Origin of the sequence: Burkholderia sp. SJZ089 (assembly GCF_007828315.1) — a bacterium.
GTDB classification, from domain to species: domain Bacteria; phylum Pseudomonadota; class Gammaproteobacteria; order Burkholderiales; family Burkholderiaceae; genus Burkholderia; species Burkholderia gladioli.
In genome coordinates this window covers 16,681-34,368 of sequence record NZ_VIUM01000033.1, presented here as the reverse complement: position 1 = coordinate 34,368, position 17,688 = coordinate 16,681, and the positions used below count along the sequence as shown (strand labels likewise).

General features: G+C 67.1%; 12 protein-coding genes and 2 tRNA genes. 5 read left to right on the top strand and 9 right to left on the bottom strand.

Going from position 1 to position 17,688, the window contains the following annotated elements; translation table 11 throughout:
* The first annotated feature begins 3 nt into the window (after window positions 1-3).
* From FB600_RS35490 to pgi, 3 genes are all read left to right on the top strand, one after another.
* Complete coding sequence (locus tag FB600_RS35490; RefSeq protein WP_046579727.1) at window positions 4-1,308, top strand: FAD-dependent oxidoreductase; 1,305 nt, start codon at window positions 4-6, stop codon at window positions 1,306-1,308.
* A 50-nt stretch (window positions 1,309-1,358) separates the two neighbouring features.
* Window positions 1,359-2,966: an NAD(P)H-hydrate dehydratase gene (locus FB600_RS35485; RefSeq protein WP_145758192.1), complete on the top strand. Its 1,608-nt coding sequence runs from the start codon at window positions 1,359-1,361 to the stop codon at window positions 2,964-2,966.
* 156 nt (window positions 2,967-3,122) lie between these two features.
* Window positions 3,123-4,745: a glucose-6-phosphate isomerase gene (pgi, locus tag FB600_RS35480; RefSeq protein WP_105821313.1), complete on the top strand. Its 1,623-nt coding sequence runs from the start codon at window positions 3,123-3,125 to the stop codon at window positions 4,743-4,745.
* A 77-nt stretch (window positions 4,746-4,822) separates the two neighbouring features.
* Here the strand turns inward: pgi and FB600_RS35475 are convergent, their stop codons facing one another.
* Window positions 4,823-5,536, bottom strand: a complete 714-nt coding sequence (locus FB600_RS35475; protein WP_096748695.1) for an ABC transporter ATP-binding protein — start codon at window positions 5,534-5,536, stop codon at window positions 4,823-4,825.
* On the opposite strand from FB600_RS35475, the gene FB600_RS35470 reads away from it, so the two are divergent.
* Window positions 5,535-6,239, top strand: coding sequence for an arylesterase (locus tag FB600_RS35470; protein WP_080959666.1), 705 nt, complete (start codon window positions 5,535-5,537; stop codon window positions 6,237-6,239). The two genes, FB600_RS35475 and FB600_RS35470, sit on opposite strands and share 2 nt — an antisense overlap.
* A gap of 128 nt (window positions 6,240-6,367) precedes the next feature.
* Here the strand turns inward: FB600_RS35470 and FB600_RS35465 are convergent, their stop codons facing one another.
* Window positions 6,368-8,308 carry a SurA N-terminal domain-containing protein gene (locus FB600_RS35465; protein WP_145758193.1) on the bottom strand — a complete coding sequence of 647 codons (1,941 nt, stop codon included), beginning with the start codon at window positions 8,306-8,308 and terminating at the stop codon, window positions 6,368-6,370.
* Window positions 8,309-8,792: 484 nt separating this feature from the next.
* Here FB600_RS35465 and FB600_RS35460 point away from each other — a divergent pair, with 484 nt between their 5' ends.
* A complete protein-coding gene (locus tag FB600_RS35460; RefSeq protein ID WP_145758194.1) occupies window positions 8,793-10,541 on the top strand; it encodes a cholesterol oxidase substrate-binding domain-containing protein in 1,749 nt (582 codons plus the stop codon).
* A 112-nt stretch (window positions 10,542-10,653) separates the two neighbouring features.
* Here FB600_RS35460 and FB600_RS35455 read toward each other — a convergent pair.
* The 7 genes from FB600_RS35455 to tig form a co-directional block, all read right to left on the bottom strand.
* Window positions 10,654-10,730 (bottom strand) — tRNA-Asp (locus FB600_RS35455).
* Between the two features lie 32 nt (window positions 10,731-10,762).
* Window positions 10,763-10,838, bottom strand: a tRNA-Val gene (locus FB600_RS35450).
* A 70-nt stretch (window positions 10,839-10,908) separates the two neighbouring features.
* Window positions 10,909-11,181, bottom strand: a complete 273-nt coding sequence (locus FB600_RS35445; protein ID WP_013698345.1) for an HU family DNA-binding protein — start codon at window positions 11,179-11,181, stop codon at window positions 10,909-10,911.
* A gap of 244 nt (window positions 11,182-11,425) precedes the next feature.
* A complete protein-coding gene (lon, locus tag FB600_RS35440) occupies window positions 11,426-13,843 on the bottom strand; it encodes an endopeptidase La (RefSeq protein WP_013698346.1) in 2,418 nt (805 codons plus the stop codon).
* A 199-nt stretch (window positions 13,844-14,042) separates the two neighbouring features.
* Window positions 14,043-15,314, bottom strand: a complete 1,272-nt coding sequence (clpX, locus tag FB600_RS35435; RefSeq protein WP_013698347.1) for an ATP-dependent Clp protease ATP-binding subunit ClpX — start codon at window positions 15,312-15,314, stop codon at window positions 14,043-14,045.
* 157 nt (window positions 15,315-15,471) lie between these two features.
* Entirely contained in the window at window positions 15,472-16,125 is a 654-nt protein-coding gene (gene clpP / locus FB600_RS35430) for an ATP-dependent Clp endopeptidase proteolytic subunit ClpP (RefSeq protein WP_013698348.1), read from the bottom strand.
* 150 nt (window positions 16,126-16,275) lie between these two features.
* Window positions 16,276-17,622: a trigger factor gene (tig, locus tag FB600_RS35425; RefSeq protein ID WP_036051213.1), complete on the bottom strand. Its 1,347-nt coding sequence runs from the start codon at window positions 17,620-17,622 to the stop codon at window positions 16,276-16,278.
* Window positions 17,623-17,688: the final 66 nt, after the last annotated feature.

The window sequence follows — 17,688 nt, the reverse complement described above, 5'->3', positions numbered from 1 at the left end:
AACATGGATGTCATCGTCATCGGCGGCGGGATCGGCGGCGTCGCCACCGCCTACCAGTTGCGCGCCGCCGGCCACCGCGTCTGCATGGTCGAGCGCCACGCCACCGTCGCCCAGGGCGCCACCTACGGCCATGGCGGCCTGGTGCTGCCCACCCCGCTCGACGTCTGGTTCGGTCCGACCTTCATGCACCACCGCCGCGCGCTCAGGAGCGGCGTGGTCTACAAACCGGGCCTGAACGGCCCGCTGCGCCGTTTCACGCGCGAGCTGGCGAAGCTTCGCCATCCCGATGCCTTCGCCGCGCATTACGCGAAGCTCAAGCCGCTGGTCGACCTGTCGCGCGAATCGATCGCCGATATCGAGCGCCGCTTCGGCCTCGAGTTCGAGCAGCGCCCCGGCGTGCTGCACGTGATCCGCGAGCCGCAGGAATGGGCCGCCGCCCAGCCCGCGCTGGAGCTGCTGCGCGCCTACGAGGTCCCGCACCAGATCCTCGACGCCGAACAGTGCGCCGCGCTCGAGCACTCGGTGCCGGCCGACCCGCCCTTCGCGGGCGGCGTGCTGCTCGAGTTCGAGCGCACCGCGAACTGTCCCCTCTTCTCCAAGCTGGTCAAGCAGACGCTCGACGAACACGGCGTGCAGTTCTGCTTCGGCCGCGCCGTCACGGCGATCCGCGTCGAGGCCAACCGCGCGGCGGTGGAGCTGGCGCCGGAGCCGGGCGACCGGCTCGGCGCGCGCGGCAAGGAAGTCGACGTGATCTCGGCCGACGCGGTGGTGATCGCCGCCGGCACCGGCAGCGTGCCGCTGCTGGCCCGGCTCGGCATCACGCTGCCGCTGCACCCGGTGCGCGTCAACGCGCTGAGCGCGCCGGTCGCCTACGAGGAACATGCGCCGCATCTGAGCGTGATCGATTCGATCAAGCGCATCACCATGACGCGCATGCACCAACGCGTGCGGATCAGCGGCGCGCCGGTCCTGCAGAGCGAGAAGGACGTCGCCAGGCCGCTGCCCGAGGCGCTCAACGACGAGGCGCTGGCCCTGCTCGGCCAGGCCACCCACGACTGGATCCCGGGCGCCGCGAAAATCTCGGCCGCGCTGCCCTGGCAGGCCACGCGGCTGCTGTCGCCGGACGGGCTGCCGGTGGTCGGGCCGACGCGCCACCCGCGCGTGTTCGTCAATCTCGGCCATGGTCCGGCCGGCTGGGGCCTCGCCTGCGGCTCTGCTAAAGTGGTAAGCGATTATCTCGGCGGCACGCCGCATCACGTGCCGGCCGACACGCTCGCCGCGCTCCACGTGGACCGCTTCGCCACCTGACGCCGCCCTCGCGCGGCGTCTCGACCGGCCGCCCCGGCGGCCTTTCCGACATGACGCCGCTCGCTCCGTCCGCCTCGCTGTCCGCCGCCCCGCCCTCGCCGAACGCCCGGCCCGTTGATCCGTTCGACGCCCCGCTCGCCCACCTGCCCCTGGCGCTGTCCAGCGTCGCCGACCTGCGTGCCGCCGAAGCCGAGGCCGCCGCCGCGTTGCCGCCGCACACCTTGATGGCGCGTGCCGGCGCGGCCGCCGCGCGCTGGCTGGCCGAGCGCGGCGAACGCGAGGCGCGCCCGATCTGGCTCGCGGCGGGCCCCGGCAACAACGGCGGCGACGCGCTGGTCACGGCCGTCGAGCTGCTGCGGCTCGGCGTGCAGGTCGAGGTCTGTTTGCCGGTCGAGCCGAAACCCGAGGACGCGCGCTGGGCGCTGACGCTCGCGCGCGAGGCCGGCGTGCCGATCTCGCCCGAGCCGCCCGCCTCGCTCGACGCCTATGGCTGGTGCGTCGACGGCCTGTTCGGGATCGGCCTGGCGCGGCCCGTGGCGGGCCCCTTCGCGGCGCTCGCCGAGGCGTTGTCGGCGCGCTCGCGTGGCCTGGGGCGCGTGCTCGCGCTCGACGTGCCGAGCGGCATCGATGCCGACAGCGGCGCGCGCGTCGGCGACGGCCCCGCCGTCACGGCCACGCACACGCTGAGCTTCATCGCCGCCAAGCCGGGCCTGTATTTCGGCGACGGCCGCGACCACGCCGGCGAGATCGCGGTCGACACGCTCGACGCGGCGCCGGCCCGGCCGTCCGCCACGCTCAACGCGCCGGCCCTGTTCGCGCCTTGCTGGCCCGCGCGCGGCGCCGCCTCGCACAAGGGCAGCTTCGGCAGCGTGGCGATCGTCGGCGGCGACACCGGCATGTGCGGCGCGCCGATCCTGGCCGCGCGCGCCGCGCTGCATGCCGGCGCGGGCAAGGTTCATGTCGGTTTCCTCGGCGACGATGCCCCGCCCTACGACCCGCCCTTCCCCGAACTGATGCTGCATCCGGCGCGCTCGCTGAACCTGGAAGGGCTCAGCGCGATCGGCATCGGCTGCGGGCTGGGCACGCGCGAGCGCGCGATCGAGACGCTGCGCGAAGTCCTCGCGCTCGACCTGCCCTTGGTCATCGATGCCGATGCGCTGAACCTGGTCGCCGCGCATGCCGACTTGAACTCGGCCCTGGTCAAGCGTGGTGTGCGTCACGCCGTGTCGATCCTGACCCCGCATCCGCTCGAAGCGGCGCGGCTGCTCGGCACGCGCACCGCCGAGGTCCAGGGCGAGCGCCTCGCCGCCGCGCGCGAGCTGGCCGCGCGCTTCCACGCGATCGCGGTGCTCAAGGGTTCGGGCACGGTGATTGCCGAGCCGGCCGGGCGCGTCGCCGTCAACCCGACCGGCAATGCCGCGCTCGCCACCGGCGGCACCGGCGACGTGCTCGGCGGCCTGATCGCGGCCTTCGCGGCGCAGCGCCTGCCGGCCTGGGAAGCCGCGCTGGCGGGCGTCTACCTGCATGGCCTGGCGGCCGATTGCCTGAGCACGCTCGGCGCCGGCCCGGTGGGCCTGGCCGCCGGTGAACTGGCGCCGGCCGTGCGCCGGCTGCTGAACCGTCACTTTTACTCTCGCCTCGCGCCGTCGCCGCGGTGAGGCCGTTATACTGGATGGCCCCGCGCGCGCTCGATCCGCTCACGATCGATGCCGAGCGCAGCGCGCGCGGCTTTCGCAGTCCCCGGTAGTCCGCCGGCAAGCGGTGCATCCCGCCGCCCACGCCTTCCAAGTCACGACAGTTTCGCCAGAACCGATATGACGCTGAATTCGCTCCCCGCCTGGTCCGCCCTCCAATCGCACTACGACGAGATCCGCGACGCGCAGTTGCGCGACTGGTTCGCCCCCGCCAACGATCCCGCGCCGACGCGCGCCGAACGCTTCACCGTGGCGGGCGGCGGCCTCGCGATCGACTTCTCGAAGAACCGCATCACCGACGCGACGCTGAAGCTGCTGGTGCAGCTCGCGCGCGAGGCCGGCGTCGAGGCACGGCGCGACGCGATGTTCGCCGGCGAGGTGGTCAACCCGACCGAAGGGCGCGCCGCCCTGCACACCGCGCTGCGCGCGAGTTCGCCCGATGCGCCCTTCCACGCCCAGGTGCTGGCCGAGCGCAAGAAGATGGCCGCCTTCGCCGAGCAGGTCCGCGACGGCCGCTGGACCGGCTACACCGGCAAGCGCATCCGCCACGTGATCAACATCGGCATCGGCGGCTCGGACCTCGGCCCGAAGATGGTGGTGCACGCGCTCGACCATCTCGCCACCCGCGAGCTGTCCTGCGCCTTCGTCTCGAACGTGGACGGCGCCGATCTCTCCCGCGCGCTGGAGCACTGCGATCCCGAGGCAACGCTGGTGATCGTGGTCTCGAAGACCTTCACCACCCTCGAGACCATGACCAATGCGCGCTCGGCCCGCGACTGGCTGCTCGCGCACGGCTGCCCCGAGAACGCGCTGGCGAAACACTTCGTCGGCGTGTCGGCGAACCCGGAGGAAGTGGTCAAGTTCGGCATCGACGCGCACAACGTGTTCGAGATGTGGGACTGGGTGGGCGGGCGCTATTCGCTGTGGTCGGCGGTCGGCCTGTCGATCATGATCGCGATCGGGCCCGAGCAGTTCGACGAGCTGCTGGCCGGCGCCGACGAGATGGACCGCCATTTCCGCGAAGCGCCGCTGGAAGCGAACCTGCCGGTGCTGCTCGGCCTGATCGGCATCTGGTATCGCAACTTCTTCGGCTCGCAGAGCTACCTGGTGGCGCCGTATTCGGAAGCGCTGCACTTCCTGCCCTCGTACCTGCAGCAGCTCGAGATGGAGAGCAACGGCAAGTCGGCGCGCCTGGACGGCGCCTTCGTCGACTACCCGACCTCGGCCGTCACCTGGGGCGAGCCGGGCACCAACGGCCAGCACGCCTTCTTCCAGATGCTGCACCAGGGCCCGACCATCGTGCCGATCGACTTCATCGCGGTGCTCACGCCCGAGCATGCGCTCGCCAGCCATCATCCGAAGCTGCTGGCCAACTGCTTCGCGCAGAGCGAGGCGCTGATGCTGGGCCGCACGCTGGAGGAAGCGCGCAAGATCGCCGGCCCGGACAAGCCCGAGCTGGCACCGCACCTGACCTTCCCCGGCAACCGCCCGACCAGTACCATCCTGGTCGATGCGCTCACCGCGCGCACGCTGGGCGCCCTGATCGCGCTCTACGAGCACAAGGTGCTGGTACAGGCCTCGGTCTGGAACATCAACCCCTTCGATCAATGGGGCGTCGAGCTCGGCAAGATCCTCGGCAAGGTGGTGGAGGCCGATCTCACGGCAGCCGACGTCGATCCCGCCAAGCACGATTCCTCGACCTCGGCGCTGATCGCGCGGGCCCGCGCGGCGCTGAAGCGCTGAGCGACGACGTAAATGCAAACGGCCGGGATTTCCGGCCGTTTGTTCGTGGACAGGACGACATGCGTCGCGCCGCGAGCTCAGTTCGTGCTCGGCTCCGTGGCATCGGCGACGATGCGCCCGCCGTCGAGCGTGATCACCGTGCCGCAGCGGCGCGCGAGCGCCGGATCGTGCGTGACCAGCACCAGCGTCGCGCCCTGCGCGCGGTTCAGCTCGAACATCAGGTCGATCACGGCATGGCCGGTGGCGGCGTCGAGGCTGCCGGTCGGCTCGTCGGCGAACAGGATCGCGGGATCGGTGACGAAGGCGCGCGCCAGCGCGACGCGCTGCTGCTCGCCGCCCGACAGCAGCTTCGGGTAGTGACCGGTGCGCACGCCGAGCCCGACCCGCTCGAGCAGGCGACGCGCGCGTTCGGCCGCCTCGCGCGCCGTGATGCCGCCGCGCAGTTCGAGCGGCAGCATCACGTTCTCGAGCGCGGTGAGATGCGGCATCAACTGGAAGGACTGGAACACGAAGCCGACCGAGCCGCTGCGCAGCGCCGCGCGCGCGTCCTCGTCGAGCCCCTGCAGATCCCGGCCGAGCAGGCGAACCGTGCCCTCGGTCGCGCTGTCCAAGCCGGCAAGCAGGCCGAGCAAGGTGGACTTGCCCGACCCCGAGGCGCCGACGATCGCCAGGCTGCTGCCTGCCGCCACCGTCAGGTCGATGCCGTCGAGGATCGTCAGTTCGCCGGCCGCATCGGCCACCCGTTTCGCCACTTGTCGAACTTCAATGATCGGTTCCGTCATCTTGAGCATGAAGCAGAGTGATTCCTGGAAAGACGGCCTGCGCGCCGTCGTGATCGCCGTGGTCGCCACGGCCGGGTTCGGCGGCCTCGGTGCCGCCGCGCAGGCAGCCACGCAAGCGGCCGCGCCCGCGGCTACCTCACCCAGCGCGGCCAAGCCCAACATCGTGGTGCTCGGCGACAGCCTGTCCGCCGAATACGGCCTGCCGCGCGACACGGGCTGGGTCGCCCTGATGCGCGCGCGCATCGCGGATCAGCGAATCGATTATAGCGTCGCGAATGCCAGCGTCAGCGGCGACACCACCAATGGCGGCCGGGCCCGCCTGCCCGCCGTGCTCACGCGCCTGAAGCCCTCGATCCTGATCGTCGAGCTCGGCGCCAACGACGCGCTGCGCGGCGTGCCGCTGGCCACCACCGAGCAGAACCTGCGCGCGATCGTGGCACAGGCGCAGCAGGCCAAGGCGAAGGTGGTGCTGGTCGGCATGTACGTGCCGCCCAACTACGGCCTCGATTACACGCAGAAGTTCCATGCCATGTACGGCACCCTCGCGAAGGAGCTGCGCCTGCCGCTGGTGCCCTTCCTGCTGGCCGGCCTCGAGGACAAGCCCGACCAGTTCCAGGACGACCAGAACCACCCGAACCAGGGCGCGCAGCCCAGGCTGCTCGACAACGTCTGGCCGGTGGTGAAGCCGCTGCTGGGTCCGGGCGCGCACTGAGGCTCGCGGGAGGCGCAAGAGCGTCACCCTGCCCCGCAGCTCTCCCGCCTCGCCGCCAAAGAAAAAGCCCCGCTCGGTTTCGAGCGGGGCTTTGCGCTGTAGCCAGGTGCCTGGCGGCGCGGCGGCGATCAGTTGTCGTCGCTGTGGCTGCTGCTGTCGCCCAGCGAGCCGTAAATCTTGACCTTCGAGCGGTCGCGCAGCGCCTTCATGTACGCCTCGCTCTCGCTTTGCGCATAGACCTGGGCCAGTTGCTGCTGGGCGGCGGTCAGTTGCTGCGGACCCACCGGCGCGGGCGGCACGATCGCGTTGACGCGGAAGATCGCGTAACCGCCGTTCGCGCCGAGATCGACGCCGACATAGGCCGGCAGCGACTTCGCGTCGGCCTTGTAGATCGCAGCGATCGCCTCGGGCGACAGGCCCAGCGTCTGCGTGCGCGACACCTTCTCGGCCGGCAGGAAACCATCGGTCGACTTCGACTTCTGCAGCGCCGCCAGCTTCGCCGCGCCGTCCTGCTTGGCCAGCTTCGCGCTTTCGTCGGCGATGTACTTCTGGCGCACCACGTCCTTGATCGCGTCCAGCGCGGGCACCGCGGCCGGCTTGTCGGCCGTCACGCGCGCGGCGATCAGCGTGCTGTTGCCGACGTCGATCGCCTGCGTGTTGTTGCCGTTCTTGACCGAGTCCGCCGCGAACACGGCGGCCAGGAACTTCGGATTGTTGAGCGGGCTGTCAGGCGGCAGGGCCGGGTTCGGCTGCGGCGTGACGGTGGCGGTCTGGATCGTCAGCTTGTACTTGTCGGCGGCAGGCTGCAGGCTCTTGGCCTTCTCGTAGACCAGTGACGAGAAACCTTCCGAATTGTCGCTGAAGGCCTTGGCCGCGAACTGCTGCTTGAGCTCGGTCGCGATCGAATCCTTGACCTCGTCGAAGGGCTTGACCACGGCCGGCTTCACGTCGGTCGCCTTGAGGATGTGGTAGCCGAGGTCCGACTCGACCACCTTGCTGACCTCGCCCGACTTCAACGAGAAGGCCGCATCGTCGAAGGCCGGGCCGCCGGCGGTCGAGCCGCGCGTCACGTAGCCCAGGTCGCCGCCCTTGGCCGCCGAGGGCGCATCCTGCGAATTCTTCTCGGCGATCTGCGCGAACTGATCCGGATGGGCCGTCACCTCGGCCAGCAGTTGCTCGGCCTTGGCCTTCGCGGCGGCCTTGTCCGAGGCGCTGGCATTGCGCGCCGCGGCGATGAAGATGTGGCTCACGCGCACCTGCGCCTCGGTGCGGAAGCGCGCGGTGTTGTCCTCGTAGAACTTGTGGAGGTCCGCGTCGGACGGCTGCGCGTTGGCGGCAGCCGCGGCCGGCGTGAACACCAGGTACTGGATGCTGGCCGTCTCGGGCGTGGCGAACGCTTGCTTGTGCGCGTCGTAGTAGGCCGAGAGCTGGGCGTCGGTCGGCTGGACCTTGGCGGCGTAGTCGGCCGGCTTCAGCACCATCGCCTGGATCTCGCGCTGCTGCTGCGCCAGGTCGGTCAGGCGCTGGGCCATGCTCTTGGGCGTGAAGGCGCTGTTGATCAGGTTGTTGGGCAGCTGGCTCTGCGAGAGCTGGTAGCGCACCGATTCCTGGTACTGGTCCGGCGTCATGCCCTGCATCGCCAGCAGCTGCGTGTAGCGCTCGGCGTCGATCGAGCCGTCGGGCTTGCGCAGCGAGGCGATGATCGGATTCGACATCAGCGCTTCGCGCACCGCGTTGTCGGAAGCCGTCAGGTGCAGGCGGCGCACCTCGTCGGCCAGCGCGCGCTGCTCGATGATGCCGTCGAGCAGTTGTTGGCGACGCTCGGGCGTGTCGAACTGCTTGGCGTCGAAGTTCGCGCCGAGGGCCTGGCGCGCCTGGTCGATCTGCTGGCGGTAGGCGCCGTCGAATTCGGCGCGCGTGATCTTGTGTCCGTCGACCGATGCCACATTCGCGCTGTCGTCGAAGAAGTCGCGGAAGCCCTGTACCCCGACGAACCCGAGCCCCGGAAGCACGATCAGGAGCAGGAGGAACATCATCAGGCGCTGGTGATTGCGGAAGAAATCGAGCATGCGGAACCGGAGTGGCTGGACAAAACGACTGATATTACATCAGTGGCAAGGAAAAAAGGCGAAACCGGGGGGCGACCGCGCGCCGAGCCTGCCGATCGACGCCGGCGCAGCGGCTCCGACCATGCGTGACACGCGCTCGTGCATCGACACATGCCGCGTCGCCATTCACGAGAAATGCAATATATCGATCGATTGAAAATACAAAGCGGGCGGCTTGCCCCGGAAAAGCACGACCTGCCGACCCTGCATGCCATCGAATAAATCAAAACTTCGGAATTACCGTTTCGTCGTCGATCGATTTGCAGTAACAATACGACGACGCCCGCTTCACGGCGCCCTGGCGCGAGGGGCGTGGCCGTCGTCGGCTGACCAAGCCGCGCCTGATTCCACTGCCGTTTGCCAATCGATAATCGGCCGCCCGATTTGCTTTCCTTTTGTTTTACTCGTTGCAAATCGGGTGAATCGATAACAAAGAGAGAAAACAATGTCCGAGAAATCCCTGGACGAACGCTCGCCGCGTCGCGCGTTCCTGTCCGACATGGCCAAACTCGCGGCGGCCGGCGTGGTCGCCGGCTGGACCCCGATCTACCAGGTTGCCGCGCACGCGCAAACCACCGGCGCCACGCCGCCGAATTTCCCCGCCGACCTGCCGCTCTACAAGCAGGCCTTTCAGAACTGGAGCGGCGAGATCGTCCTGCAGGATGTCTGGACCGCCGCGCCGCGTTCGGCCGCCGACGTGCTGAACGTCGTCAACTGGGCCCGCGCGAACGGCTACAAGGTTCGCCCGCGCGGCCACATGCACAACTGGTCGCCGCTCACGCTCGACCCGGCGGCCGGCACCGCGAACCTGGTGCTGCTCGACACCACGCAATCGCTGACGGCCGTCTCGGTCGACACCTCGAGCAACCCGGCGCGCGTCACGGCGCAAACGGGCGTCTCGCTCGAATCGCTGCTGGCCACGCTCGAAACCAGCCAGCTCGGCCTGGTGGCCGTGCCGGCACCGGGCGACATCACGCTCGGCGGCGCCCTCGCGATCGACGCGCACGGCACGGCCGTGCCGGCCGCCGGCGAAACACGCCAGCCCGGCCAGACCTACGGCTCGCTGAGCAACCTGGTGGTCTCGCTGACGGCCGTGGTGTTCGACTCGGGTTCGCAGCAATACGTGCTGCGAACCTTCCAGCGCAACGATCCCGATATCGGCGCCCTGCTCGCGCACGTCGGCCGCGCCTTCGTCGTCGAGGCAACCCTGGTCGCCGCGCCGAACCAGCGCCTGCGATGCCAGAGCTATACCAACATCCCGGCGACGGAGCTGTTCGCGCCGGCCGGTTCGAGCGGGCGCACCGTGGCGTCCTTCCTCGACCAGACCGGCCGCATGGAAGCGATCTGGTTCCCGTTCACCGCGAATCCATGGCTCAAGGTCTGGACCGTCGCGCCGAACAAGCCGCTACTCTCGCGAGCGGTCACCCAGCCATACAACTATCCGTTCTCCGACTCGATTCCGAAGCAGTTGTCGGATCTGATCCAGGGCATCATCGGCGGCGGCGACGGCAGCCTGACGCCGCTGTTCGGGCAGACCCAGCTCGCCGTCACCACCGCGGGCCTGGCGCTCACCTTGTCGGCCGACATCTGGGGCTGGTCGCGCACCGTGCAGCAGTACATCCGCCCGACCACGCTGCGGGTGACCGCCAACGGTTATGCGGTGCTGACACGCCGCGCCGACGTGCAGCGCGCCATCAACGAGTTCGTGCAGTTCTACCAGAACCGCGTGAGCGCCTACCAGGCGCAGGGCCTGTATCCGATGAACGGCCCGGTGGAGATCCGCGTGACCGGCCTCGACCAGCCGGGCGACATCGGTACCGGCACGGTCGCGCCGACCCTCTCCGCGCTCAAGCCGCGCCCGGATCATGCCGAATGGGATGTGGCGGTGTGGTTCGACATCCTCTCGCTGCCCGGCACGCCTTCGGCGGATCGCTTCTATCGCGAGATCGAGCAATGGATGCTGTCGAACTACAGCGGCTCCTACGCGACGCTGCGCCCCGAATGGTCGAAGGGCTGGGGCTATACCGATACGGCGGCCTGGCAGGATGCCACCATGATCGGCACCACCATCCCGGGCCTGTATCGCGACGGCCAGCCCGCCTCGAGCAACTGGGATACCGCGCGCGCCACGCTCGATCGCCTCGACCCGAGCCGGATCTTCAGCTCGCCGCTGCTCGACAAACTGCTGCCCTGAAGGTGGTGCCCCGGGCGGCGACGGGATCGTACCGCTCGGACGAACATCTCGTCGAGACGCACCAAAGCAAAAAGCCCCGTGAGCGTGAACTCACGGGGCTTCGTACTGAATCTGGCGGAGCGGACGGGACTCGAACCCGCGACCCCCGGCGTGACAGGCCGGTATTCTAACCAACTGAACTACCGCTCCTTGGTGTGGTACCGCAGGCAAGATCACGAAACTGGTGGGTGCTGAGAGGCTCGAACTCCCGACCTACGCCTTGTAAGGGCGCCGCTCTACCAACTGAGCTAAGCACCCGTTTCGCGCTTGCCACCTGCCTGCCGACACCCTGGATACTGCGCGTGGATATCGTCAAGCAGCTAGCCCGCTAGTTTAGCGCATCCTTCAGGGCTTTGCCAGCCCTGAATTTCGCGACTCGCGCCGCCTCGATGCGGATCGTTTCGCCGGTCTGCGGGTTGCGCCCATTGCGCGCGATCCGCTCGCCCACCTCGAAGGTGCCGAAGCCGGCCAGCGTGACGCTGCCGCCGCTTTCCAGCGCCTGCACCACACCGGCGATCAGCGCGTCGAGCGCGCGTCCTGCCGATGCCTTGGATAAATCTGCCTCGCGTGCGATGTGGTCGATCAAGTCCGTCTTGTTCATGCCGTCCCCTTTCGTCAGTGGTCCCATGTCAGGACGGCCGCCCCGTTGTCGGCCGTCGCCCGGTACATGCCGGGTCGATCATTAAATGAAGCCGAAACGGGCCTGTCAAGCGCCGAAGCTGAGACAGCGCAAGGCATTGATGCATCTTTCGCCACGAAGCGCCAATAAAAAACCCGCGGCGATGGCCGCGGGTTGGTTCCCTGCGTGGAGCCTCATGCTTCGAAGCTCACACTGTGGGATGCACTCAGTGCTTGACGACTTCCGTCGAGGCATCTTTCGGGGCTTCGGCAACCGGCGCCGCGGCCTTCGCTTCGTCCTCGGGCAGCGCGCTCGGCGTACGCTCGAGCGCCAGTTCGAGCACCTTGTCGATCCAGCGGACCGGCACGATCTCGATGGCGTTCTTCACGTTGTCCGGAATGTCGGCGAGATCCTTCACGTTCTCTTCCGGGATCAGCACGAGCTTGATGCCGCCGCGATGCGCCGCCAGCAGTTTCTCCTTCAGCCCGCCGATCGGCAGCACCTCGCCGCGCAGCGTGATTTCACCCGTCATCGCGACATCCGCGCGGACCGGGATGCCGGTCAGCACCGACACCAGCGCCGTGGTCATCGCGATACCGGCGGACGGACCGTCCTTCGGCGTCGCGCCTTCCGGCACGTGGATGTGGATGTCCTGCTTCTCGAAGGCCTCGTCCTTCACGCCCAGGCGGCGCGAACGCGAACGCACCACCGAGCGGGCGGCCTCGACCGATTCCTTCATCACGTCGCCAAGCGAGCCGGTGCGGATCACGTTGCCCTTGCCGGGCATCACGGCCGCCTCGATCGTCAGCAGGTCGCCGCCGACTTCCGTCCAGGCCAGGCCCGTGACCTGACCCACCTGGTTTTCCTTGGCGGCCAGGCCGAAGTCGTACTTGCGCACGCCGAGGAAGGTGTCGAGGTTGCCGGCATCAACCTTCACCGGGCTCGCCGCCTTCTTCAACAGCAGCATCTTCACGACCTTGCGGCAGATCTTCGAGACTTCGCGCTCGAGCGAACGAACGCCCGCTTCACGGGTGTAGTAGCGGATGATGTCGCGGATCGCTTCTTCCGTGACGTCGATCTCGCCGTCCTTCAGCCCGTTGTTCTTCTTCTGCTTCGGCAGCAGATAGCGTTGCGCGATGCTGACCTTCTCGTCTTCCGTGTAGCCCGACAGGCGGATCACTTCCATCCGGTCCAGCAGCGGCGGCGGAATGTTCAGCGAGTTCGAGGTGGCCACGAACATCACGTCCGACAGATCGAAATCGACTTCGACGTAGTGATCGGCGAACGTGTGGTTCTGTTCCGGATCGAGCACCTCGAGCAGCGCCGACGACGGATCGCCGCGGAAATCCATGCCCATCTTGTCGACTTCGTCGAGCAGGAACAGCGGATTGCGCACGCCGACCTTGGTCAGGCTCTGCAGGATCTTGCCCGGCATCGAGCCGATGTAGGTCCGGCGGTGGCCGCGGATCTCGGCCTCGTCACGCACGCCGCCGAGCGCCATGCGCACGAACTTGCGGTTCGTGGCGCGGGCGATCGACTGGCCGAGCGAGGTCTTGCCGACGCCCGGGGGCCCGACCAGGCACAGGATCGGCGCCTTGACCTTGTCGACGCGCTGTTGCACCGCGAGATACTCGAGGATCCGTTCCTTGACCTTCTCGAGGCCGAAGTGGTCCTCGTCGAGCACCTGCTCGGCGTTCGACAGGTCGTTGTTGACCTTGCTCTTCTTGCGCCACGGCAGGCCGATCAGCGTGTCGATGTAGTTGCGCACGACGGTGGCCTCGGCCGACATCGGCGACATCAGCTTGAGCTTCTTGAGCTCGGCATCGGCCTTCTTCTTGGCTTCCTTGGGCATGCGCGCGGCATTGATGCGCTTCTCGAGTTCCTCGAGATCGGCGCCTTCCTCGCCCTCGCCCAGTTCCTTCTGGATCGCCTTGACCTGCTCGTTGAGGTAGTACTCGCGCTGGCTCTTCTCCATCTGGCGCTTGACGCGACCGCGGATGCGCTTTTCCACCTGCAGGATGTCGATCTCGGCCTCGAGCTGCGCGAGCAGGTGCTCGAGACGCTCGATGACGGGGAACATTTCCAGGATGTGCTGCTTCTGGTCGAGCTTGAGCGGCAGGTGCGCCGCGATCGTGTCGGCCAGGCGGCCCGCCTCGTCGATGCCCGACAGCGAGGTCAGGATCTCCGGCGGGATCTTCTTGTTCAGCTTCACGTACTGATCGAACTGGGACACGATCGCGCGACGCAGGGCCTCGGTTTCGGCGCTGTCGGCGTGGTCGGGTTCCAGCGGCAGCACTTCGCACGAGAACTGGGTTTCCTGTTCCTCGATCGACAGTGCCTGGGCGCGCTGCAGGCCTTCGACGAGCACCTTCACGGTGCCGTCCGGCAGCTTCAGCATCTGCAGGATGTTGGCGATACAGCCGACCTCGTACATGTCCTTTTCGGTCGGCTCGTCCTTCGCGGCGGTCTTCTGGGCGACCAGCATGATGTGCTTGCCGCCTTCCATCGCCGCCTCGAGGGCCTTGATCGACTTCGGCCGACCCACGAAGAGCGGGATCACCATATGCGGGAAAACGACGACATCCCGCAGCGGCAGCAGCGGGAGCGTAATGCGTTCCGGCGGGAGAAGTTGGGTGCCTGACATTTTCATTTCCCCATGAGTGGAATCAATTGTTCGGTAGTTGAGGCCGGCGAAACGGATTGCAAGCCTTCAGCGCGTGGGAAATATTCGGTAAAAAAGTCGCCGTGCAGCGGAAAGTCAGTGTTACCCACAAGACTAAACGAAAAAAAGCCGTTCACGACGCCATGAACGGCTTTTTTGCTTCCTCAGACAGTCAAGCCGATCAATTCGAACCCGCCACTTTTGGCGTGTCCTCGTAGATCAGCAAGGGCTTGCCGTCGCCATCGATCACGTTGTCGTCGATGATGACCTTGCTCACCCCCTTCAGGGTCGGCAATTCGTACATCACGTCGAGCAGCGCCTGCTCGATGATCGAGCGCAGTCCGCGCGCCCCGGTCTTGCGGCGGATCGCCTTGCGGGCCACCGCCTGCAGCGCGTCGGGGCGCAGTTCCAGCTCCACGCGCTCCATCGCGAACAGCTTCTGGTACTGCTTGACCAGCGCGTTCTTCGGCTCGACCAGGATCTTCATCAGGGCGGCCTCGTCGAGCTTGCCGAGCGTGGCGACCACCGGCAGACGGCCGATCAGCTCGGGAATCAACCCGAATTTGATCAGGTCTTCCGGCTCGACCTCGCGCAGCACCTCGCCCGAATCGCGCTCCTGCTTGCTCTTCACCGAGGCGCCGAAGCCGATGCCGGTCTTTTCGGTGCGATCGGTGATGACCTTCTCCAGGCCGTCGAACGCGCCGCCGCAGATGAACAGGATGTTGGTCGTGTCGACCTGGATGAAATCCTGGTTCGGATGCTTGCGCCCGCCTTGCGGCGGCACCGAGGCCATGGTGCCCTCGACCAGCTTGAGCAGCGCCTGCTGGACGCCCTCGCCCGACACGTCGCGGGTGATCGAGGGGTTGTCCGACTTGCGGCTGATCTTGTCGATCTCGTCGATGTAGACGATCCCGCGCTGGGCCTTGTCGACCTCGTAATTGCAGTTCTGCAGCAGCTTCTGGATGATGTTCTCGACATCCTCGCCCACGTAGCCGGCTTCGGTCAGCGTGGTCGCGTCGGCGATCACGAAGGGCACGTTCAACAGGCGAGCCAGGGTCTGCGCGAGCAGCGTCTTGCCCGAGCCGGTCGGCCCGATCAGCAGGATGTTGCTCTTCGAGAGCTCGACCTCGTCCTTCTTGTCGAGATGCTTGAGACGCTTGTAGTGGTTGTAGACGGCCACCGCGAGGATCTTCTTCGCGCGCTCCTGGCCGATCACGTACTGATCGAGGATCTCGCGGATTTCCTGCGGGCTCGGCAAGTCCGATTTCGACAGACTGGCTTCGACCCCGGATGCGGCGGCCTCGTCGCGGATGATTTCGTTGCAGAGGTCGATGCACTCATCGCAGATGAACACCGACGGGCCGGCGATGAGTTTCTTCACCTCATGCTGGCTTTTCCCGCAGAACGAGCAATACAACAGCTTTTCGCTGTTCGAACCTTTTTTGTCCGCCATGGATGTATGAGCCTCCGGACACACGAGTTACATAATACGCCGTTTGGCCAGCCGCCCATGACGTCGCCATGGGTATTGGCCGGCCGCGCTGGTCTTGCCGCAGATGCTCGAGGCGCGAGGCGCCGCCCGTTTTAGGGCGGCACCCCGTTTGCTGGGATTACGGACGCTTGGCCGTCACGTGGTCGATCAGGCCGTAAGCCTTGGCATCGTCGCTGGACATGAAATTATCACGATCCGTGTCGCGCGCGATCCGCTCGACGTCCTGGCCGGTGTTGTCGGCCAGGATCTTGTTCAGGCGCTCGCGCAGGTACAGGATCTCGCGCGCCTGGATCTCGATGTCCGAGGCCTGGCCACGCGCGCCGCCCAGCGGCTGGTGGATCATCACGCGCGCGTTGGGCAGCGCGTAGCGCTTGCCCTTGGCGCCCGAGGACAGCAGGAAGGCGCCCATGCTGGCCGCCAGGCCCATGCACAGCGTCGACACGTCCGGTTTGATGAACTGCATCGTGTCGTAGATCGCCAGGCCCGCCGAGACCGAACCGCCCGGGCTGTTGATGTACAGGCTGATGTCCTTGTCCGGGTTTTCACTCTCGAGGAACAGCAGCTGCGCGACCACCAGGTTCGCGGTCTGGTCGTTCACTTCGCCGACCATGAACACGATCCGCTCCTTGAGCAGACGCGAGTAGATGTCGTACGAACGCTCGCCGCGGCCGCTGGTCTCGACCACGATCGGCACCAGCCCGAGCGCCTTCGTCTCGAAATCCTGCGGAGCATGGGAAGCCAGCGTATCCAGCAATTCTGCGCGATTGATCATGCAATGAGCCTTGTCCGAAATGAATGTTGAACGGAAGAAAGGACCGCCGGCACGAAGTTTCGCGTCGCCGGCCGGCCTCGGGCCGGCCCTCGACGCAAAAACGGCGTGCGGGCCGTCGCTCCGACAGCCGGCACGCCGCTGAAACGACGCTTAAGCCTGCGCGGATGCGCTGGCCAGTGCCTCGAAGCTCACTTCCTTGTCCGTCACCTTCGCCTTGCCGAGCACGAAGTCGACGACGTTGCTTTCAACGACGAACGCTTCCATTTCGGCCAGGCGCTGCTGGTTCGAATAATACCAGCGGACCACTTCCTTCGGGTCTTCGTAGCTCTTCGCGAACTCGTCGACTTCGGCACGGATCTGCTCGGGCTTCGCTTCCAGGCCGTTGGCCTTGACCAGCTCGGCGATCACCAGGCCCAGCTTGACGCGGCGCTCGGCCTGCTCCTTGAACATCTCGACCGGGATCGGGGCATTCGCCGCGTTGGGCACGCCGCGTTGCGCAAGATCCTGGCGAGCCATTTCAACCAGGCGCTGCTGGTCCTGCTCGACCAGCGCGTTCGGCACGTCCAGCTCCGAGATCTTCAGGACCGCGTCCATCACTTGGTTCTTGACCAGCGACTGGGTGCGGCGCTTGGCTTCGCGCTCCAGGTTTTCCTTGATCTCGTTGCGCATCTTGGCGGTGTCGCCGTCCTCGATGCCGAGCGTCTTGGCGAACTCACCGTCGATTTCCGGCAGGTGCGGCCACTCGACCTTCTTCATCGTGACCGTGAACTTCGCCGTCTTGCCGGCCACGTCCTTGCCGTGATAGTCCTCGGGGAAGGTCAGGTCGAACTCGCGAGCCTCGCCGACCTTCAGGCCCAGCGCGGCCGTCTCGAATTCCGGCAGCATGCGGCCTTCGCCGAGCACGAACGGGAAGTCCTCGGCGGTGCCGCCCGGGAAGGCGACGTCGTCGATCTTGCCGACGAAGTCGACCGTCACGCGGTCGCCGTTCTGGGCAGCCGTCTCCGCGCCGCCGTCGCCATGCTCGCCGCCTTCGCCGCGAGCGTGGAAGTGCACGCGCTGCTTGCGCAGGATGTCCAGGGTGCGATCGATCTCGGCGTCGCCGATGCTGGTGGTCGAGCGCTCGACCTCAGCGGTGGCCAGATCGCCGATCTTCACTTCCGGGTAAACCTCGAAGGTCGCATCGAACGCGTAAGCGTCGGCAGCCGCCTCGGCCTTCGGCGCGAAGCTCGGCTGGCCTGCCACGCGCAGGTTCTCGGTGCGGCTGACTTCGAAGAACTCCTGGCCGATCTTGTCGCTCAGCACTTCCGCCTCGACCTGGCCAGCGTATTGTTGCGCGACCATCTTGAGCGGCACCTTGCCCGGGCGGAAGCCCGGCATGCGCACGTTCTTCGCGAGTTTCTGGATACGGGCGTCGATCTCCTTCTGCACGACTTCCTTGGGCAGGGAAATCGTCACACGGCGTTCGAGCTTGCCGAGGTTTTCAACAACGTTAGCCATGGCTTCAATCGTCCTAAAATTATTCGAGCGAATCGGTTTTCCTTGCCGTGCCCGCCTCGCGACGCG